Genomic DNA, 20,985 nt, shown 5'->3' on the forward strand with positions numbered 1-20,985 from the left:
TTTACCCTGATCGGCACCACCGACCGCGACTACACCGCCGATCCGAAGGATGTGAAGATCTCCGAGGAGGAGACCGTCTATCTCTGCAATGCGGCCTCTGAATATTTCAAGGAGCCGGTCAAGCCGGAGGATATCGTCTGGACCTATTCGGCGGTGCGCCCGCTCTTCGACGACGGCGCCTCGAAGGCACAGGAAGCCACGCGTGACTACGTGCTGAAGGTCGAGGGCAAGGCGGGTGAGGCGCCGCTTCTCAATGTCTTCGGCGGCAAGCTCACCACCTACCGGCGTCTGTCGGAACATGCGCTGGAGAAGATCGGCGAGGCGATCGGCGTCAAGGGCAGGCCGTGGACGGCGGGCAGCCATCTGCCGGGCGGGGATTTTCCGGTGCAGGGCTATGAGGGCGAGGTCGTCAAGCTCAAGAGCCGCTATCCGTTCCTGGCCGATGCCCATGCCCGACGTCTCATTCGCCGCTACGGCACGAAGGCTGCAACGCTTCTCGGCAATGCCGCAAAGATCGACGATCTCGGCCGGCTGTTCGGATCCGACCTCTACGAGGCCGAGGTCCGCTACCTCATCGACAATGAATGGGCCGTCACCGCCCACGATGTGCTCTGGCGGAGAACCAAGGCCGGCCTGCACATGACACCACAACAGATAGATATTTTGGAGGAGTACATCGCCGCTCTGCCCGCGAAACTCGCAGGCTAAGCCGGCATGTGGTCCCCGTCTTGAGGAGGCACGGGAACCGGAATGCTCGAATTGCGCCATGCCGCAAAGATGGTCGGCGGTGAATACCATATTCACCCGACGGACCTGACATTTGAACGGGGATCGCTGAACGTCCTGCTCGGACCGACGCTCGCCGGCAAGACATCATTGATGCGGCTGATGGCCGGTCTCGATCGGCCGACCAGCGGTTCCGTGCATTTTGACGGCGCCGACGTCACCGGCATGCCGGTGCAGAAGCGCAATGTCGCGATGGTCTACCAGCAGTTCATCAATTATCCCGCACTCAGCGTCTATGAAAACATCGCCTCGCCGATGCGCATTGCCGGGCACGATTCCAAGACGATCGATATCGAGGTGCGCAAGGCCGCAGAGCTTCTGAAGCTGACGCCCTATCTCGACCGCACGCCGCTCAATCTTTCCGGCGGCCAGCAGCAGCGTACCGCCCTTGCCCGCGCGCTCGTCAAGAACGCCAGCCTCGTGTTGCTCGACGAGCCACTCGCCAATCTGGACTATAAGCTGCGCGAGGAACTGCGCGAGGAACTGCCGCGTATCTTCGCGCAATCCGGCGCCATCTTCGTCTATGCGACGACCGAACCTTCCGAAGCCCTTTTGCTCGGCGGCAATACGGTGACGCTGAGCGAAGGCCGCGTGACGCAGTTCGGCAAGACGATCGAGGTCTATCGCCGCCCGGTCGATCTCGTCACCGCCAAGACCTTCGCCGACCCGCCGCTGAACTTCATCGAGGTGGAGAAGAACGGCAGCATCTTCCGCCATGGAGCTGGCGCTGAGATCGTCGTGCCGGCGCATCTTGCCGCCACGCCGGATGGCGCCGTCACGATCGCCTTCCACCCGCATCATCTGTCACTGCAAGCCCAGACTCCGGCTTCGCCGCGACTGACGGCGCGCACGCAGATTTCCGAAATCACCGGCTCGGAAAGCTTCGTGCATGTCGATTTCAACGGTGTGCGCTGGGTGATGCTGGCGCACGGCATTCACGACATCGATCCCGATACCGAGATCGCCGTCTTCCTCGACACCCGCCATCTCATGGCCTTTGGGCCTGATGGGCGGGCAATCGCAACCGGCAGCCAGGCGGCATAGGAGGTTTCAATGGCACGCATCACGCTCGACCATATCCGCCACGCCTATGGCCCCGATCCGAAGTCGGACAAGGATTATGCGCTGAAGGAAGTCGATCACGAATGGACCGATGGCGGCGCCTACGCGCTGCTCGGTCCCTCCGGCTGCGGCAAGACCACGCTGCTCAATATCATTTCCGGCCTGTTGCAGCCCTCGCACGGGCGCATCCTTTTCGATGGCCGCGATGTCACCAATCTTTCGACACAGGCGCGCAATATTGCGCAGGTCTTCCAGTTCCCGGTTATCTACGACACGATGACCGTCTACGACAATCTGGCCTTTCCGCTGCGCAACAGGGGCGTTGCCGAACCCGAGGTCGACCGGCGCGTCCGCGAAATCCTCGAGATGATCGATCTGACCGACTGGGCAAAACGCAAGGCGCAGCGCCTGACGGCCGATCAGAAGCAGAAGATCTCGCTCGGCCGCGGCCTCGTGCGCAATGACGTCAACGCCATCCTGTTCGACGAACCGCTGACCGTCATCGATCCGCATATGAAATGGGTGCTGCGTTCGCAGCTGAAGCGCCTGCACAAGCAGTTCGGCTTCACCATGGTCTATGTCACGCATGACCAGACGGAAGCGCTGACCTTCGCCGAAAAGGTTGTGGTCATGTATGAAGGCGAGATCGTCCAGATCGGCACGCCGGCCGAACTCTTCGAGCGGCCAAGCCACACATTCGTCGGCTATTTCATCGGCTCGCCCGGCATGAACGTCATGCCCGCAAAGGTCGCCGGTTCCAGCGTCAGTGTCGGCGGAGAGACCATCAATCTCGATTATGCGCCCGACACGTCGCGGGCCGCCAAGGTCGAGCTCGGCATCCGTCCCGAATTCATCCGGCTTGGCCGTGACGGCATGCCGGTATCGATCTCCAAGGTCGAGGATATCGGACGCCAGAAGATCGTACGCGCCCGTTTTGCCGGCCAGCCGCTGGCGATCGTCCTATCGGAGGACGCCGAGATCCCGGAAGATGCGCGGGTCAGTTTCGACCCCGCAGCGATCAGCATCTACGCCGATTCCTGGCGTGTCGGCAGGGAGGCCTGAGTCATGGAAAAGACCTGGAACAACAAGGCCTGGTTTCTGGTTCTGCCTGTCCTGGTGCTCGTCGCCTTCTCGGCGGCCATCCCGCTGATGACGGTCGTCAACTATTCGGTGCAGGATACGTTTGGCAATAACGAATTCTTCTGGGCCGGCACGGACTGGTTCGTGCAGACCCTGGAGTCGGATCGCTTCTGGGCAGCCCTGCAGCGCAACCTGCTCTTCTCGATCATCATCCTGGCGCTCGAAATTCCGCTCGGCATCTTCATCGCGCTCAACATGCCGAAGAAGGGTATCGGCGTGCCGGTCTGCCTCGTCCTGATGGCGCTGCCGCTGCTGATCCCGTGGAACGTCGTCGGCACGATCTGGCAGGTCTTCGGTCGCGTCGATATCGGCCTGCTCGGCCATACGCTGGAAGCGATCGGCCTCGACTACAACTATGTCCGCGATCCGCTCGATGCCTGGATCACCATCATCGTCATGGATGTCTGGCACTGGACGAGCCTCGTCGTGCTGCTCTGCTATGCCGGCCTCGTGTCTATCCCCGACGCCTATTACCAGGCTGCCAAGATCGACGGCGCCTCGCGCTGGTCCGTCTTCCGCTACATCCAGCTGCCGAAGATGAAGCGGGTGCTTCTGATCGCCGTGCTGCTGCGCTTCATGGACAGCTTCATGATCTACACCGAGCCTTTCGTCGTTACCGGCGGCGGGCCGGGCAATTCGACGACCTTCCTGTCGATCGATCTCGTCAAGATGGCCGTCGGTCAGTTCGACCTCGGACCCGCGGCGGCCATGTCGATCGTCTACTTCCTGATCATCCTGCTGCTGTCGTGGATCTTCTACACGGTCATGACCAGCAGCGACGCAAACGCTTGAGAAAGGAGAGATCCATGGTTTCAAAGATGAAATACAAGCCCGCCGGAAACCTCTCCTGGGTGGTCACGACGATCTACATTCTCTTCCTGCTGCTGCCGATCTACTGGCTGGTCAACATGAGCTTCAAGGAGAATGCCGAAATCACCGGCACCTTCTCGCTCTGGCCGCAGAACCCGACAATCAGGAATTACGCGGTCATCTTCACCGATCCGTCCTGGTATAACGGCTATATCAACTCGATCATCTACGTGGCGATGAATACGGTCATCTCCGTGCTCGCCGCACTTCCCGCCGCTTACGCCTTCTCGCGCTATCGCTTTTTAGGCGACAAGCACCTGTTCTTCTGGCTCTTGACCAACCGTATGGCGCCGCCGGCCGTCTTCGCGCTGCCGTTCTTCCAGCTCTATTCGGCCTTTGGCCTGATCGACACGCATATTGCCGTGGCACTCGCCCATTGCCTCTTCAACGTGCCGCTGGCGGTCTGGATCCTCGAAGGGTTCATGTCCGGCGTGCCGAAGGAGATCGACGAGACGGCCTATATCGACGGCTATTCCTTCCCGCGTTTCTTCGTGAAGATCTTCATGCCGCTGATTGCAAGCGGCGTCGGTGTCGCCGCCTTCTTCTGCTTCATGTTCTCATGGGTCGAACTCCTGCTTGCGCGCACGCTGACGACGACGGCGGCGAAGCCGATCTCGGCGATCATGACCCGCACGGTCTCGGCGGCCGGCATGGACTGGGGTGTGCTCGCGGCAGCCGGCGTGCTGACCATCATTCCCGGCGCGCTCGTCATCTATTTCGTTCGCAACTACATCGCCAAGGGCTTTGCCCTGGGCCGCGTCTGAGGAGATCAGGATATGACCCTTTCGTGGATGGCCTGGACGCTGCCGACGGCGCTCTTCTTTCTCACGATCCTGACCCTGCTCATCGCCATGAGCGTCTGGGAATATTTTTCGCCGGGCGGCTCGCCGCGCGTTGGCTTGCTTCGGTTCGAGACGACGCGCGGCGACCGGCTCTTCATCTCGCTGCTCGGCGCAGCATTCATTCATCTCGCATGGTTGGGTCTTATCGGACCCAGCCTGTGGTGGGCTCTTGGCATCTCCGTGATCTACGCCATCGGCGTGTTCCGTTACGTGTGATTCCAAGCTGATACGGATGGCCGGGGGTACTGGCCGCCTGAGACGTAAGGACTGCAATCGCTAAACCTGGGAGGATATTATGCGACGGCATCTACTAGTGACGACAGCAGGCATTTTGCTGGCCATGGCGGGCTCCGCCTATGCCGGCATGGATGAGGCGAAAACCTTCCTCGACAAGGAGGTCGGCGATCTCTCGACGCTTACGCGCGCGGACCAGGAAAAGGAAATGCAATGGTTCGTCGATGCGGGCAAGCCTTTCGCCGGCATGGACATCAAGGTCGTGTCCGAAACGCTGACAACGCATGAATACGAATCCAAGGTGCTGGCGCCCGCCTTCACCGCGATTACCGGTATCAAGGTCACCCATGACCTGATCGGCGAAGGCGACGTGGTCGAAAAGCTGCAGACGCAGATGCAGTCGGGCGAAAACATCTACGACGCCTATGTCAACGATAGCGACCTGATCGGTACCCATTGGCGCTACCAGCAGGCCCGTTCGCTGACGGACTGGATGGCCAATGAAGGCAAGGATGTCACCAATCCCGGCCTCGATCTCGACGACTTCATCGGCACCAAGTTCACGACCGCGCCGGACAAGAAGCTCTACCAGCTTCCCGACCAGCAGTTCGCAAACCTCTACTGGTTCCGCTACGACTGGTTCAACGACGAAAAGAACAAGGCCGATTTCAAGGCGAAATACGGCTACGACCTCGGTGTGCCCGTCAACTGGTCGGCCTATGAGGACATTGCCGAATTCTTCACCGGCCGCGATGTGAACGGCAAGAAGGTCTTCGGCCATATGGACTACGGCAAGAAGGACCCGTCGCTCGGCTGGCGCTTCACCGATGCCTGGCTGTCCATGGCCGGCAACGGCGACAAGGGCCTGCCGAACGGTCTTCCGGTCGACGAATGGGGCATCAAGGTCGACGAGAATTCGCGTCCGGTCGGCTCCTGCGTCGCACGCGGTGGTGACACAAACGGCCCGGCTTCCGTCTATTCGATCCAGAAATATCTCGACTGGATCAAGGGCTATGCACCGCCGGAAGCAGGTGGCATGACCTTCTCCGAATCCGGCCCGGTTCCGGCGCAGGGTGCGGTTGCCCAGCAGATCTTCTGGTACACGGCCTTTACCGCTGACATGGTCAAGCCCGGCCTGCCGGTCATGAACGAAGACGGTACCCCGAAGTGGCGCATGGCCCCCAGCCCGCATGGCGTCTACTGGAAGGACGGCATGAAGCTCGGCTATCAGGACGTCGGTTCCTGGACGCTGATGAAGTCGACGCCTGACGACCGCGCCAAGGCCGCATGGCTCTATGCGCAGTTCGTCACCTCGAAGACTGTGGACGTGAAGAAGAGCCATGTCGGCCTCACCTTCATCCGCGAATCCACAATCCGCGACAAGAGCTTCACGGAGCGCGCTCCCAAGCTCGGCGGCCTGATCGAGTTCTACCGCTCGCCAGCCCGCGTCCAGTGGTCTCCGACCGGTACCAACGTTCCTGACTATCCGAAGCTCGCGCAGCTGTGGTGGCAGGCAATCGGTGATGCCGCTTCCGGTGCAAAGACCGCGCAGGAGGCCATGGACTCGCTGTGCGCCGAACAGGAAAAGGTGCTGCAGCGCCTCGAACGCGCCAAGGTGCAGGGCGATATCGGCCCGAAGCTCGCCGAGGAGCATGATCTCGCTTACTGGAACGCAGATGCGGTGAAGAAGGGCAACCTCGCCCCGCAGCTGAAGATCGAGAACGAGAAAGAAAAGCCCATCACCGTCAACTACGACGAGCTCGTCAAGAGCTGGGCCGACGCCAAGAAATAAGCGTCATCGGCCGGGTGCGATAGCACCCGGCCATTCCCGATTTTCCAAAACAATAATGGGGACAGAGCTGCCGTTCCGGCGGAACGATAGCTGTTGCGCAGGAAGTAAAGTCATGAGCGGCCATATCCTTGCCATCGATCAGGGCACGACATCGTCGCGGGCCATAATTTTCGATCCTCAGATGCGGATCGCATCCTCGGCGCAGACTGAGATCACCCAGCATTTCCCGCAGACCGGCTGGGTGGAGCATGATGCGAGTGAGATCTGGGACACGGTACTGTCGACCGCGCGCGACGCTCTCACAAAGAGCGGTGTGGCGCCGGGCGCAATCGCTGCCATCGGCATCACCAATCAGCGGGAAACGACCGTCGTCTGGGAAAAAGACACCGGCCGGCCGCTGCACAGGGCGATCGTCTGGCAGGACAGGCGCACGGCGGAAATGTGCGACCGGCTGAAGGTCGATGGCTACGAAAAGCTCTTCACCGCGAAGACCGGCCTGCTCCTCGATCCCTATTTCTCCGGAACGAAACTGCGCTGGCTGCTTGACAATGTCGAGGGGCTGCGTGCCCGAGCCGAGACCGGCGAGGTCTGTTTCGGCACGATCGACAGCTGGCTCATCTACAAGCTGACCGGGGGGCGGGCGCATGTCACCGATGCGACCAACGCCTCGCGAACCCTGCTCTACAACATCGCCGAGAACTGCTGGGATGACGAGCTTCTCAAGATCCTGCGCATCCCGCGGGCGCTGCTGCCCGAGGTCAAGGACAGCGCCGACGATTTCGGCACGGTCGATCCCGGCATTTTCGGCGCCGCGATCCCGATCCTCGGTGTCGCCGGCGACCAGCAGGCGGCGACAATCGGCAATGCCTGTTTCGAACCGGGCATGGTGAAATCGACCTACGGCACTGGTTGTTTTGCACTTCTGAATACGGGTGACGACCGCGTGCATTCGAAGAACCGGCTGCTCACCACCATCGCCTACCGTCTGAACGGCAAGAGCACTTATGCGCTGGAAGGGTCGATCTTCATTGCCGGTGCTGCCGTGCAGTGGCTGCGTGATGGTCTCGGTATTATCGGAAATGCGTCGGAGACCGGCGCGCTGGCCGACAGAGCCGATCCGCAGCAAAGGGTTTATGTCGTGCCCGCTTTCACCGGGCTCGGCGCCCCCTATTGGGATCCGGAGGCCCGCGGCGCGATTTTCGGCCTGACACGCAACAGCGGCCCGGCGGAACTGGCGCGCGCCGTCCTGGAATCGGTCGCCTACCAGACGCTCGACCTGCTTGTGGCGATGCGAAGCGACTGGGGCGACCACCCTATTGAGACGGTACTGCGCGTCGATGGCGGCATGTCGGCATCCGAATGGACCATGCAGCATCTCGCCAATATTCTCTCAAGTCCCGTCGATCGGGCAGCGACCCTTGAAACGACGGCGCTCGGCGCAGCCTGGCTTGCTGGATCGAAGGCCGGTGTCTGGCCGGATCGACAGGAATTTGCGCGCGCCTGGGCGAGCGACCGCAGCTTTGAGCCTGATATGGCTGACATAGACAGGCAGGCGAGAATTGTCGGCTGGCGCAATGCGATTGCGCGAACACTCAGTACGGTGGCCTGACTGGGGCGGACCGCCACCGTAAACAAGGAGCCGGGTGGTGTCAGGCCGCCCGGCTCGTCGCTCCATCCATGACCGCCCTAGGCGTCAAGCCGGTTCTGCGTCTGCCGGTCGAAGAAATGCACTTTCGGGGTCGCAAAAGACAGTCTCACCCGCTGTTCAGGCGTCAGGTTCACCCGTTCGCGCAGGACCCAGGTCAGTTCCTTGCCCTCGACCTCGACGGCGACATGGGTTTCCGACCCGGTCGGCTCGATCACCTTCACGATCGCTTCGACACCCTCCTCGCCGCCGAGCGAAATATCTTCGGGGCGGATGCCGAGTGTCAGTGGCCTGCCGGCGGAATTCTCCGGCGCCTTCGAGAGTCTGACGCGCGCGCCGCCGGGAAGAGCGAGGCTCGGGCTGCCGCCAGTCTCGAGCGTGCCTTCGAGGAAGTTCATCGCCGGCGAGCCGAGGAAACCGGCGACGAAGATATTGCGCGGTCGGTCGTAGAGTTCGAGCGGGCTGCCGATCTGCTCCACCTTGCCGCCCTGCAGCACGACGATCTTGTCGGCCATTGTCATGGCTTCGATCTGGTCATGCGTGACATAGACGATCGTCGTCTTGAGGCGCTGGTGCAGGGCCTTGATTTCGGCCCGCATCTTGACGCGCAGCTTGGCGTCGAGGTTCGACAACGGCTCGTCGAAGAGGAAGACTTTCGGATCGCGAACGATGGCGCGACCCATGGCGACACGCTGGCGCTGGCCGCCGGAAAGCTGTGCCGGCTTGCGCTCCAACAACGGCTGCAGGCCGAGGATGGCGGCAGCTTCGGAGACTTTCCTGTCGATCTCCGGCCGCTTGGCGCCGGCGAGCTCCAGCGCAAAGCCCATATTCTGGGCGACCGTCATCTGCGGATAGAGCGCGTAGTTCTGAAAGACCATGGCGATGTCACGGTCCTTCGGCTGCAGATTGTTGACGACGCGCCCATCGATGCTGATCTTGCCGGCGCTGATATCCTCAAGACCGGCAATCATGCGCAGGAGCGTTGACTTGCCACAGCCGGACGGGCCGACGAGGATGACGAACTCGCCATCGGCGATATCGACATCGATGCCATGGATGATGTCGACCGCGCCGAAGGATTTCTTGACGTTCTGGATGTTCAAGCCGGACATGGGCTCCTCCTTAAATCCCTAGCGCTTTCTGCGCACACGCAGCGCCTGATGCGGCTTGCGCGGAAGCTTGACGCCGAAAGCCGCATCCGGCTTGCCCCCACGCACGATCGCGCCGTGGCGAGTGGGGTGCGGGACGGGTGCGGCAACCTTCTCGGCCGGCGTGATCGTCATCTCCCAGGTGTCGATGATATCGACCTCGTAATTGTCGTCGTCGAGCGGTAGGCCTGATGACCAGATGACGGGCTGGTGCTCGCCGAGATAGATCAGCCGGAAATCGCCGTCGCCATCCCTTGCGCCAGAGACGCGTGACCAGGGCCATTCTCCGAGGACGCCGAGCGGTTCCAGCCCGTGCCTGACGTCGGCCTCGAGCAGATCGCGCAGGAAGCCGATGCGCTTCCAGGCCTCGCCGCGCAGTTCGCCGCCCTTCGCCCACCAGATCAGATCCTCGGGATGGGAATAAGTCTCGCCGTGGCCGGCATAACCGCCGCGCGCCATGGTTATCCAGTAGCGATGCACCAGCTCCTGGGCGGAGAGATTGCCCCAGGACTGCACGATGTCGCCTTCATATTCTGGCTCGTCGTTGACGACCGGCTTGCCATAGGCGTTGCGCCATTCCTGCGTGCGCTTGACGTCCGGATTCTGGATGCAGGTATGGGTGACCCACGGTTTGCGATGATCGAAATTTGCCGTCACGTCGCCATTATGGATCGAGCGCAGGTGCTGGTAGGGGTCGTTTTCCTCAAGGATGTGGAAATAGCGGTCCCATTGTTCCATCGGCTTGGTGTCGATCAGGAAGTCATATTCGTTGGCGAGCGACCACCAGACGTTCCGATAAGCAGAAAGCCGCGCCGCCAGATAGGCGACATAGCGGAAATCCTGCTCGGCCGACATGTCGGCATAACCCCAGCGGTCATAGGGATGGAAGATGATGATGTCGGCCTCGATGCCGAGCGCGCAAAGGGCGGCCACCTGCCGGTCGAAATGCTGGAAGAGGGCCGGGTTCGGCCGGTCGAAATCCTCCTTGCCGTCAGCATCCTTCTCGAAGCAGGCGTGCAGCGGCTCGTTGGTATTATAGGGATAGTCCTTCGGGAAGACGCCCATGCGGATCTTGTTGAAGCGGGTCTTCTTCAGCGTCTCCAATGTCTGTTGCTGCATCTCCAGGGGCTGATGCGTCCAGGCATAGCAGGTCGTGCCGAAGGAGAAGAAGGGCGAACCGTCGGCATAGCCGAAATGGAATTTGTTGCGCACGCGCACCGGGCCGTGATTGCCGGCGGAAGGTGCGGTTGCCGTAAACTGCCCCGTCTTGCCGTCCAGGGCGGCGGTCTTCGAGCGCGTCCTGAAGGACCATTCGCCTTCGACATCGGGCATGAAGCGGATGCGGTAGGTGCCGTTGCCGTCGTAAAAGCCAGGCACACGGACCTCGCGGCTCTTATGCGTGAACACGGCATCGAATGCCACGTCGAGATAGGGATTGCCTTCGGATGGGCCGGCGAAGGCCGCTTCGAACACACCCCATTTTTCGACTGCTGCATCGGACATATGTCTCTCCTCGTAGAACAGATTTCGGTATCAGCCCTTCACGGCCCCGGAGGTCAGTCCGGACACGAAGTAGCGCTGGAACATGAGATAGACGATCGTCGCCGGAAGCACGGTCATCACGATCGCGGCGTTGAGTTGGCCGTAATTGCTGGAAAACTGGCCCTGGAACGACATCAGGCCGAGCGGCAGGGTCCACATGTGCTGGTCCTGAAGGAGGACGAGCGCCATGGCGAATTCGTTCCAGGTGGAGACGAAGTCGAGGATCAGCAAGGCGGCAAGAACTGGCAGGCAGACCGGCAGGAAGATGCGCCGGAAGATGGTGAAATGTGTCGCCCCGTCGATGAGGGCAGCCTCCGACAGTTCCTTCGGAATGCCCTTGAAGAAGCCGTGCAGGATGAAGACCTGATAAGGGACGCCGAAGGCGATGTAGGGCAGGATGACGCCGGGATAGGTGTCGATCAGTCCGAAGGAATTCACCAGCGTGAAGAGCGGCGCCAGCATCACCTGGAACGGGATCATCGTGCCGAAGACGACGAGCAGAAGCAGCGCCTTGCTGATCCTGAGCTTGATCTTGGCAAGTGCGTAGGCGGCCATTGCCGACAGCGCCAGGCCGAGCGGCACCTTGATGACGGTGATGATCACGCTGTTGAAGAAGGAGCTGGCAAAATTGCCGCGGCTCCAGGCATCAGCATAGTTCTGGAAGGCGAGTTCCGTCGGCGGCATGAAGGCGCCGGTGCTGGTGACCGCAGCCGGTGTCTTCAGCGAGGTAAAGACGATGAAGACGAAGGGTGCCACCCAGATCAGCGCGACAAGGATGAGGGCGATCCACAAGCCGATGAGGATGGGATCCCGCTTCAGGCGAAGCGGCTTGGTATCGATGTCGATATCATCGGCTTGCGCTCCAAGAACTGTCACGATTCGACCTCCTCATGCTTTTGCGTCCAGCGCAGATACGGGATGACGATCGCCATGGTGATCAGGAGCAGCACCACCGAGATCGCCGCACCGCGGCCGAAATCGAAGATCTGCATGGCCTGGGTAAAGGCCCAGAGTGCCAGCATCTGAGTGGATTGAGCCGGGCCGCCACCGGTCAGGCCATAGACGATGTCGAAGGCCTTCAGCGACGAGATGATCGACAGAACCAGAACGATGGTGATGGTGGGGCGCAGTGCCGGCAGGGTGACATGCTTGAAGACCGCCCATCGGCCGGCGCCATCGATGCGGGCAGCTTCCACCAACGTCTGCGAGACGTTCTGAAGGCCTGCCAGGAACAGCACCATCGAGAAGCCGACGGTCTGCCAGAGGTAGGCGATGAAGACGGAATAGAGCGCGATATCCTTGTTGCCGAGCCAGTCCTTGATCCAGGTCTGCATGCCCCAGGACGTCAGCATCTGGCTGAACAGGCCGAAGAAGGGATCGTACATCCATTTCCACATCGTGGCGACGGCGATCGGCGCGATGATGACGGGCAGGTAGAAGATGGCGCGCAGGCTGTTGCGGCCAAAAATCTTCTGGTTGAGGCTGAGCGCGAGCAGCAGCCCGACCAGCGGCGGGAAGACCAGGCTCATCAGCGTCCAGATCACGGTATTCTTGAAGGCGACCCAGAAGACCGGGTCGCGCGTGAAGATCGCCGTGTAGTTTGCAAGGCCGACGAAGGGGCGCTGCGGGTCTAGCCCGTTCCATTTCTGGAAGCTGATGACGACCACGTTGAGCATCGGGTAGAGCGCGAAGATCGCGTAGATGGCCAAAGCCGGGACGAGCAGGATGAAGGCCTGCACGCGCGGATCATGCGTTGTTTGGCGCAAGGACATTCTCACCTCCGGGGCAGGATATCCACCCTGCCGGTCTTGCGGATGCGGCGCCAGCCGACCGACAAGGTGTCGGCCAGCCGGCGTCTCGGGAGGGGTCAGGTTCTGCCGGCGATGAAGGCCTGCATCTGCTTGGCGGCGTCGGCCGGTTCGATGCTGCCGGAGGCGACATCGTTGATGACGCGGAAATATTCCGTCGTCACATCAAGCGGGAAGGCCTGGTCGCCGTTCATGTAGATCTTGTCGTAGGTCTTGAAGATATCCAGCCACTCGGCTTCCAGAGGCTTCTGGTTGGTGTACTGGACGTTCTTGTTGACCGAGATCGAGCTGATCTGCCCGACGAGATCCTGCTGCACCTTCGTCGACAGGAAATAGTCGACGAATTTCGCAGCCATATCCGGGTTCTTGGTCTTGGTGCTGATGTAGTTGTATTCGGCGAAACCGTAGAGGCGGTTCGTATTGGTCGGGAAGGGGAAGATCCCGTAATCGTCGAGATTGGCGCCGCTGCCCGAGAGCTGGCCGACCAGCCAGTCGCCTTCCAGCATCATCGCTGCGCGGCCGGCGGTAAACAGGCTGTAGGACTGTTTGTTGTCGATGCCCATGAAGGGCTGCAGCGTATAGTCCTTCGTCCACTTGGCGAATTCGGCGAAACTGTCGGTAGCGCAGGGCTCCTTCGACCAGTCGAGCTTCATCAGCTTCAGCTGGTCGTGCTTTTCAGCGCCGCACTTGGTTTCGAGGATCACATCCATCAGCCGCATGACGTGCCAGTTGACCGTCCCGCCGAAGGTGAAGGCCGGGATGCCGGCTGCTTTCAGCTTGTCGGCTGCGGCCAGAAGCTCTTCATAGGTCTTCGGCTCCTCGGTGATGCCGGCTTGCTGGAAGAGTTTCTTGTTATAATAGACGGCCTCACCCTTGAAGGTAAAAGGCGTGCCGTGCTTGCCGCCCGGATAAAGGTCGGCAAAGGCCGCTGCCGAGGGAAGCAGCTCGTCGTTCCACTTGTATTCGGTGTAGTACTTGTCGAGCGGCAGCGACAGCCCAGCCTTCACATATTCACCGCCGAGGCCAAGGCCTGCCCAGCTGAAATAGATGTCCGGGCCGCGGTTGGAGCCGGCGGCAACGCGCAGCGCCGTCTTGTGCTCGTCGACAGCGCGCTGGACGATCTCGATATGGGTTCCGGGGTTTGCCGCTTCGAAGTCGCTGGCAACCTTCTTCAGGGCCACGTTGGCGGCATTGTTGTCGAAGTTCAGCGTCCAGAGCGTGATGTCTTCAGCCTTGACGGGGGTGACTGCAACGGCCGCAACAGCGATGGCAGCCATGCATGAAGACTTCAATTTTGCAGAAAGCGTCAGCATTACGTCCTCCTCTTGTAAGCTGGGGCCTTTCTTGCCGGATGCTCATTGACATGTCAACTGGTATGATGAGCTAACCATGAGAATAGGCGTCTTGTGATCGAGGCCAGTTTCATTGAGGCCCTGAGGGGGAAGGCGGCAGCGGCCGGAGGATCCGTTTGTCGGAATGGTTATCTCGGGTTGGAAAAAAGTGGCGCCTTCCAGCTTCGGTGTCCAGATTCGTGCGTGCACGGTAGCGCGTTCGAAACGGCTGTCCGCGACACGATCGAAAGCGATCTGGCGTTGAGCCATGCGCTGCTGCCGCTGTTGCAAGCCAGGCAAATGCTTCTGAAGTATGACCCGCGTGAACGATCAGGCCGATGATGCGCCAGGCAGGCCGGAGCTTGACGAGGCAATGCTCAAATCCTTAGACCTCGACTGCAAAAAGATAGCCGCGTCATTTTCCGCTCAGCGGAAGATGTCTCTTTCAAGATGCGATCGTGGTCGCACTTTGTGGAGCCTGGGCAGCGACACGAAGAAGCCCCTCCTACCGTTCGAGTGAGATCGTCTGTGGCTGGGCAGAAACAGGGGCTGCGAGAAATTGATCAAGCAGGGCGATAACTTCGTCGGGCGCTTGCAGTGGCGGTACATGCGCACAGCCCTTGAGTATGGATAATCTAGCATCACTAAGCCGTCCGACCAGATCATTGGCCATCTCTGATGGTGTTGCCTGATCTTCATCTCCGACAATGACCAGTGTCGGGCAGCGCACCGCCGAAACGCCGGCCGACAGATCAAGCGAAGCGAGTATGTCGCAGGCCTCGCAAAAAACACCCACATTCGTGCGGAGAAACGCCTGTCGACGATCCTGCATTAGATCGGGATGGCTCTCTTGAAATTCGGCGGCAAACAATCTGTTCATCGCGGTTTCGGCAACCGCAGCAAGCCCGGCCGCGGACGCGACCGTCGCCATTTTTCGAAACGCCTCCCTGCCCTCGTCCGAAAATCTTGTCCCACAGCCTATCAGAACGAGACGGGATACTAGCGTTGGATGCCTGATCGCAGTCTGGAGCGCGACAAACGCGCCGAAACCATTTCCGAGCAGGGCAGCTTCCTCATTCGCCGCAAATCCTTCGATCAGGTTTGCGATACGATCGGCGGTTTCGTCAAAACCTTCCACGCTCGCGGGAGATCCGCCAAAACCTGGAAGATCGGGGACGATCACTCGATAGTGCGCAGTGAGCGCGGGCATTATTCTATCGAAACTTTCACGGTCGGACAGCAACGAATGAAGCAGGATCAGCGGCTGTCCGCGACCGGCCACGTAAAGGTTCATTTTCTTGTCCATCACAAATCCCTAACTGCGCAGGGTTTGATATTTCATAAATCCCATTTTTGTGTATTGCAAGTCGTTATTTTTCAGGCGTATGACTCATATCGTGAAATATCACCAAATACGGAAATGCTAGAAGCGAGATACGAACTTGCTGCTCAGAGAAAATATCTACGACGCGCTTCGCACCGAAATCTTGACCTGCCGCTTGATGCCCGGCGAGGAAATCCGCGAACAGGATCTCGCTGCCCGTTATGAGGTCAGCCGACAGCCAATCCGCGAAGCGTTACTGCGGTTGCAGCAGGATCGCCTGGTGACCGTGCAGCCGCGCCAAGGCTATCAGGTCAATCCGATTTCGATGAAAGACGTCCGGGATCTCTTCCAGTTTCGCCTTGCGCTGGAGCCCGCATGTGTCGCCGCTGCGATCGAGAGCGCCGACGATCAGACACTGTCGGCCCTTGATCGTTTTCGATCCATCGGACCCGAAGAGGAATTTATCGACTACAACAGGGCCTTTCATGATGCGCTCGCGGCCGCCTCCGGCAATAGCCGGATGGAGGCCGCCATCCGGGATGTTCTTGATCAGGCCGACCGCCTCGTTCGCCTTTCCGTCAGCGCCATCAAGGGACGAGACCCGCAAAAGCTCGTCGATGAACACGGCGATATCATCGATGCCGTGCAGCGGCATGATGCCCGCGTGGCGCGTAAACTCATCCGTGCCCACGTGATTGATGGCCAGAAGCGTGTCCTATCCGCCCTTGGGCGGAGCGCTGTCAGGTCTTGATTGGAGAAAAGTCATGAACCAAACGACCCGTAATCCTGCCGTGGAGACCCACGGTAATTTCGTAGATGGCAAGGAAATCGACGCTGGCAACGGCGCGTTCATCGATGTCCGCAACCCGGCGACCGGAATGGTGATCGCGCGCATTCCGAACTCGACGCCTAGCGATATCGATTGCGCGATGAAGAGTGCGCGTGCGGCTTTCGAAGGCCGCGAATGGGGTGGAATGGATATTCGCGCGCGGGCCCGCCTCGTCAACAGACTGGCGGATGCTTTTGAGGCCAACCTTGAAACTCTGTACCGCCTGGAGACGCTGAACAACGGCAGGCCGCTCAATGAGACGCGGGCGCAACTGTCCCGGCTTCCGGATTTCTTCCGCTACTTTGCTGGACTTGCAATTGCCCGCCGCGACGATGTCATTCCGGTCGAAGGGTCCTATCTCAACTACACGCTGCGCACGCCGATCGGCGTCGTCGCCAACTGCACGCCGTTCAACCATCCGCTGATGATCATGTGCAAGTCCCTTGCCGCGGTTTTGGCATCTGGATGCACGACCGTCGTGAAGCCGTCGGAATATACGCCGCTAACCACCTTGAAACTTGCGGAGATCTTCGTTGAAGCCGGACTGCCGAAAGGCGTGTTCAATGTCGTCCTTGGCTACGGCCCCGAAGCTGGCCGATTCCTGGCAGAGCACCCCGACATCAACAAACTCGTGCTGACCGGCGGCACGGAAGCCGGCCGGATAGCAGGCAGCGCCGCCGGGAAAGTGTTCGCGCATCAGACGCTGGAGCTCGGCGGCAAGACCCCCGTCATGGTCTTTGACGACTTCGACGTCGATCAGGCAGTGAACTATGCCGCGTTTGGCGCCTTCATCGGGGCGGGCCAGACATGCGTGTGCGGCAGCCGGCATCTCGTCCAGGAATCGATCTACGACGCCTTTGTCGAAAAACTTGCCGCAAAGGCGCGTTCCCTCCGGATCGGAAACCCGTTCGATCCGGAGACCCAGCTTGGCCCCGTTATTTCGGCCAAGCAACGCGAGCGTGTCCTGAGGTATTCCCAGCTCGGCCGGGAGGCCGGAGCCCGTGCGGTCGCGGGCGGCGACATCGCAAACGTACCGGGATTTGAAGGCGGCTATTTCGTCCAGCCGACCGTGTTTGCCGACGTCAAGGCGGATATGCGCGTCTTTCAGGAAGAGGTATTCGGGCCATTCACCAGCGTTACGCCCTTCAAGGATGAAGCGGAGGCGCTGCGCCTCGCCAATGATTCGCCGTTCGGTCTCGGAGCTGCAATCCGCACCCGCGATGTTGCCCGCGCGCACCGCGTCGCGGCTGGCGTCAAGGCCGGAATTGTCTGGGTCAACGACCACCACCGCCTGGATCCGGCCTCTCCCTGGGGAGGTGTCGGTGAAAGCGGCATCGGTCGTGAGTTCGGACTGGAAAGCTTCAACGATCATTTCAGCGTCAAGAGCGTCATGGTGGCAACCGCAGACAAGCCCTTCGACTGGTACAGCGCCACCGCAACGCAAACCCGTCTGAACTGACGGACAGCGCGAGGCGGCAGCGGAGGAATTCTCCGCCTCGCGATCACAATTGATCTCAGGAGGAGATAACGTCGACCATCGTCAATGCAGGTGGGCGCCTCGATCAGCTGCCCACCCCGAGCTGTTTCCGATAGAAGTGCGCCTGCCCGCTACCGGGATATGCCAGAACCTGGGGCGAGGGGCCAGCTCGCAACGCCTTCGTCGTCTCGCTTTTCCAGTCGCATGGAATATCCACGGCACCCATACTGAAGCCCAACGGTCTGCGCGATGTGCCTGAAAATCCTAAACGGCAAGTTTGATCGACGCCGTACTAAAAGGCGCCAGTGCCATGCTCGTGCCTTGCGAGGCTGACCCGAAAGCACTGATATCGATGCTTTGCTCTTCCGCGGTCAGGTTGACGACGTGCAGCGTCGCAGCCGGCGGCTGCCGGGAGACGAAAGCCAGGAGTTCCGACGGGCGCGAAGAAATGCAGCTGCTCCATGGCGAGCCGGCAAGGCTCGACAGTAGCTTGACGACTTTGAAGAGCGGCCGATTGCCGCCTTCGTCCGTTGGCTCTGCCTTGCCGGCAATAAGGCCGAAAGGACCAGTGAGTGCCGCGAGCGTCAGGCATTCGATATTGGCATCAAGTATCCGGATGGCATAACCGAGCGCAAACGCCTCCGCGAAGCGGCCATTATGACGCGGATCGCGGTTTGCCATCGGAATGCGTCTGCCGGAGGGATTGTCCATTGTGCGGCTGCCATAGGGGTTCTGCCGCATCGGAATGGTCGAGGGGCCGATCCAGTAGGGTTTGTCGCCATAGATGGCGCGCACCGAACCGGTGATGAAGGGCAGCGCCTCCAGCGTCTGCATGACACTGAGATCATCGGCGGCATGGACAATGGGATTTGTGCAGTGGCTGACGAAATCGAGGCGGTCTGCCGGCACCCGTTTGCGGTTGAGTTCGGTGAAGTAGCTCAGCATGCCGCCGCCGATGCGAATGCCGGCAAAGGCTTCGTGGGCCGCAGCATAAACCTCCTCGAGTGGCGGGCATTCGGGCCATTTGCTGCCCGGAGGCGTCGACTGCCGATCAACCGAAGGCGAGATCAGAATGGCGTCCGGGCGGAAGCCTGCATCCTGCATTTGCCGTGCGATCTCTGCCGTCTCGATGGCTGGCGCCTGCTTGCAGGGCAGGGCGATTTCCAGCGTCGATCTGCCGCCATTGATAGCGGCGACGGCAGCGAAATCCACTAGAGCCGGCATCCCGTGGCCGGCATTTGGGTCGAAGTGGAACAGCAGTTCCTGCGGAGCGATCTCGGAGAGCAGATTGCGGGCTTCAAGCGTCGCTTTCGCTTCATCGGGGGTGACGAGCAGGCCGATCGCCGGCATGGTGCCGCTTCGCTCGCCCGGTTCGAGCCGGATGTCAGCAGCCGTCGAGCCGAGGGCTGTCGCTTGCCCGCTTCTGGTATCGCGGATGGAAAGGACGATCCTCTGCCGCACCGGTTCGTGCGCGGCGATCTGATAGGGCCAGGGCAGCGCCAGCGGGCGCACATAGGTCTTGTAGGAAGCGTCGGACCAGTTGCGCTGGTCCTCCATCTCGAACGTATCGCCTTCCATCCGGCATTCAGCCGAAATACCCGGCAACACCTGATGGGTAATTGCCCGCATATCCTTGAAAGGTTGCCAGGGCTCGATCTGATCGGGAAAGCGCGTCTCGTTCACGTTGCCGTCGACATGCTCGACCTTGGCCGGGCTTCCGGCAATGCCGACGATCGGGTGCAGGATGCAGAAGCCGCAGCGATTGGTCTCGAAACCGGTTGGCGAAAGGGCTCCCGCCTCGAAGGTCAGCTCCCGCTCGGTGGCTGCAATATGCACCGAAATGGCAAGCCTTGTGTCTTCCGGTCCCTTGCAATGGGCGACATAACGGACGGAAAAGCTATCCTTGCCCTGCTCGACCCAGAGATTGTCGATTGTCGGACTATAGGTCCCCCAGTCGCGGTCACGCACCAGATAGGAGACGGCACGCAATACTTCTACGCCGTCATAGCGGATCGTCCGCAGATTGCCCTTGGCAAGATCGACCGAGAGGCGCCCGGCAGTCAGGCGGACCGGATGCTCTTCGGCCTCATGCGTGCCGTAGAGGGCAAAGGCGTCCGTCATCATTTCAGCATGGCCCCCACGTCGATTGTCTTTCCCGATGCGGCACTATCATAGGCCGCTTCGACAAGGGCGAATGTCTTGAGATTGTCGGCACCCGAGGTTGCCGGCTCGCCGCCGTTCTTCAGCCGGTCGACCCAGTGCTTCTGGATGGCGTAGACGCTTTCCTGAATATTGTGCCAGGGTCGCGATGCCCAGGAGAGAAGCTGCGGCGACGCATCGGAAACGACCGTACCGGCAGCATTCGTGACTTCGAGCCGGTAGCCGGATGAAAGGCGGATCGTGCCATCGGTGCCGTCGAGCTCGATCAGCGTTTCCGGGAAAGGCTCGGCGGCAAGCTTCGTCGCGTAGCTGACGTCGACGATAGAGGTCGCCCCACTTTCGTGGTCGAGCAGGATCGTTGCCACATCCTCGCCCTTGATCCTGGGATTGACGCGTTTTGCGCGCGCCGTCAGCGTCTTCACGTCGCCAAGGATGAAGCGGGCGATATCGAGCGTGTGGATGCCGAGATCCTCGATGATGAAACGTTCGCCTTCGGCGAGGTAAGGCTGTCCGGAAAAGACGTCATACCCTGAGCGGAAGGAGAAACGGCCCCAGAAGGGCGTGCCGATCGCCTTGTGGTCGAGCAGCCGGCGGACGGCCTGGATCGGCGTTTGCCAGCGGAAATTCTCATGCACCATCAGCGGGATGCCGGCAATTCGGCAAGCCTCGACCATCGCCTTGGCGTCGACAAGCGTCTTGGCGAAGGGCTTCTGGCAGATGGCGGGGATCTTGTGGCTCGCCGCCATCTCCACCAGCGCCCGGTGGCTTTGGACCGTGGTGGCGATGTCGACGAAATCGAAGCCGCCATCGGCAAACATGGCCGCGGCATCCGTGTAGCGCCTGTTGATGCCGAACTGTTCGCCGACAATTTTCAGGCGCTCGGGATCGCGGTCGCAGATCGCCACGATCGAGGCGCCGTCGACATCCTTCCACGCGTGCATCTGGTTGATCGCAAAGAAGCCGCAACCGATCAAAGCACCTTTCAAGTCAGCCAT

General features: G+C 60.6%; 18 protein-coding genes. 10 read left to right on the top strand and 8 right to left on the bottom strand.

The window, feature by feature from the left end:
- The 8 genes from FHT93_RS31805 to glpK form a co-directional block, all read left to right on the top strand.
- On the top strand, positions 1-708 hold a 708-nt coding region (locus FHT93_RS31805), incomplete at its 5' end, for a glycerol-3-phosphate dehydrogenase C-terminal domain-containing protein (RefSeq protein WP_281413600.1).
- A 42-nt stretch (positions 709-750) separates the two neighbouring features.
- Positions 751-1,830 (top strand): ABC transporter ATP-binding protein, encoded by a 1,080-nt coding sequence (locus FHT93_RS31810; protein ID WP_183851132.1) that lies wholly within the window; start codon positions 751-753, stop codon positions 1,828-1,830.
- 9 nt (positions 1,831-1,839) lie between these two features.
- Positions 1,840-2,910, top strand: a complete 1,071-nt coding sequence (locus FHT93_RS31815) for an ABC transporter ATP-binding protein (RefSeq protein ID WP_112542009.1) — start codon at positions 1,840-1,842, stop codon at positions 2,908-2,910.
- A gap of 3 nt (positions 2,911-2,913) precedes the next feature.
- Positions 2,914-3,780, top strand: coding sequence for a sugar ABC transporter permease (locus FHT93_RS31820; RefSeq protein ID WP_112542010.1), 867 nt, complete (start codon positions 2,914-2,916; stop codon positions 3,778-3,780).
- Between the two features lie 14 nt (positions 3,781-3,794).
- Positions 3,795-4,622, top strand: coding sequence for a carbohydrate ABC transporter permease (locus FHT93_RS31825; RefSeq protein ID WP_112542011.1), 828 nt, complete (start codon positions 3,795-3,797; stop codon positions 4,620-4,622).
- A gap of 12 nt (positions 4,623-4,634) precedes the next feature.
- Positions 4,635-4,916 (top strand): DUF2160 family membrane protein, encoded by a 282-nt coding sequence (locus FHT93_RS31830; RefSeq protein ID WP_113013831.1) that lies wholly within the window; start codon positions 4,635-4,637, stop codon positions 4,914-4,916.
- Positions 4,917-4,995: 79 nt separating this feature from the next.
- Positions 4,996-6,726, top strand: coding sequence for an ABC transporter substrate-binding protein (locus FHT93_RS31835; RefSeq protein WP_112542013.1), 1,731 nt, complete (start codon positions 4,996-4,998; stop codon positions 6,724-6,726).
- Positions 6,727-6,838: 112 nt separating this feature from the next.
- The gene (gene glpK, locus FHT93_RS31840; protein ID WP_183851133.1) at positions 6,839-8,335 is read left to right on the top strand and encodes a glycerol kinase GlpK; all 1,497 of its coding nucleotides are present in this window, start codon (positions 6,839-6,841) and stop codon (positions 8,333-8,335) included.
- A gap of 77 nt (positions 8,336-8,412) precedes the next feature.
- Here the strand turns inward: glpK and ugpC are convergent, their stop codons facing one another.
- The 6 genes from ugpC to FHT93_RS31870 form a co-directional block, all read right to left on the bottom strand.
- The gene (ugpC, locus tag FHT93_RS31845; RefSeq protein WP_183851134.1) at positions 8,413-9,483 is read right to left on the bottom strand and encodes a sn-glycerol-3-phosphate ABC transporter ATP-binding protein UgpC; all 1,071 of its coding nucleotides are present in this window, start codon (positions 9,481-9,483) and stop codon (positions 8,413-8,415) included.
- A gap of 18 nt (positions 9,484-9,501) precedes the next feature.
- Positions 9,502-11,022, bottom strand: a complete 1,521-nt coding sequence (locus FHT93_RS31850) for a DUF5060 domain-containing protein (protein ID WP_113202246.1) — start codon at positions 11,020-11,022, stop codon at positions 9,502-9,504.
- A gap of 30 nt (positions 11,023-11,052) precedes the next feature.
- Positions 11,053-11,937 carry a carbohydrate ABC transporter permease gene (locus tag FHT93_RS31855; protein WP_113115499.1) on the bottom strand — a complete coding sequence of 295 codons (885 nt, stop codon included), beginning with the start codon at positions 11,935-11,937 and terminating at the stop codon, positions 11,053-11,055.
- Positions 11,934-12,833: a sugar ABC transporter permease gene (locus FHT93_RS31860; RefSeq protein WP_112542018.1), complete on the bottom strand. Its 900-nt coding sequence runs from the start codon at positions 12,831-12,833 to the stop codon at positions 11,934-11,936. The genes FHT93_RS31855 and FHT93_RS31860 overlap by 4 nt, the downstream gene beginning before the upstream one ends.
- Positions 12,834-12,928: 95 nt before the next feature.
- Positions 12,929-14,182, bottom strand: coding sequence for an extracellular solute-binding protein (locus FHT93_RS31865; protein WP_112542019.1), 1,254 nt, complete (start codon positions 14,180-14,182; stop codon positions 12,929-12,931).
- Positions 14,183-14,705: 523 nt separating this feature from the next.
- Entirely contained in the window at positions 14,706-15,506 is an 801-nt protein-coding gene (locus FHT93_RS31870) for an alpha/beta fold hydrolase (protein WP_183851135.1), read from the bottom strand.
- Between the two features lie 136 nt (positions 15,507-15,642).
- On the opposite strand from FHT93_RS31870, the gene FHT93_RS31875 reads away from it, so the two are divergent.
- Together FHT93_RS31875 and FHT93_RS31880 are read left to right on the top strand one after the other, a co-directional pair.
- On the top strand, positions 15,643-16,275 hold the full coding sequence (locus FHT93_RS31875) for a GntR family transcriptional regulator (protein ID WP_112542021.1): 633 nt from the start codon (positions 15,643-15,645) through the stop codon (positions 16,273-16,275).
- A gap of 13 nt (positions 16,276-16,288) precedes the next feature.
- On the top strand, positions 16,289-17,812 hold the full coding sequence (locus FHT93_RS31880; protein WP_183851136.1) for an aldehyde dehydrogenase: 1,524 nt from the start codon (positions 16,289-16,291) through the stop codon (positions 17,810-17,812).
- Positions 17,813-18,094: 282 nt separating this feature from the next.
- Here FHT93_RS31880 and FHT93_RS31885 read toward each other — a convergent pair whose 3' ends face one another.
- Both FHT93_RS31885 and FHT93_RS31890 read right to left on the bottom strand, forming a co-directional pair.
- The gene (locus FHT93_RS31885) at positions 18,095-19,954 is read right to left on the bottom strand and encodes a hypothetical protein (RefSeq protein ID WP_183851137.1); all 1,860 of its coding nucleotides are present in this window, start codon (positions 19,952-19,954) and stop codon (positions 18,095-18,097) included.
- Positions 19,951-20,985, bottom strand: a complete 1,035-nt coding sequence (locus FHT93_RS31890) for a Gfo/Idh/MocA family oxidoreductase (protein ID WP_183851138.1) — start codon at positions 20,983-20,985, stop codon at positions 19,951-19,953. Before FHT93_RS31890 ends, FHT93_RS31885 begins: the two co-directional genes overlap by 4 nt.

Source organism: Rhizobium sp. BK379 (genome assembly GCF_014193955.1).
Taxonomy (GTDB): domain Bacteria; phylum Pseudomonadota; class Alphaproteobacteria; order Rhizobiales; family Rhizobiaceae; genus Rhizobium.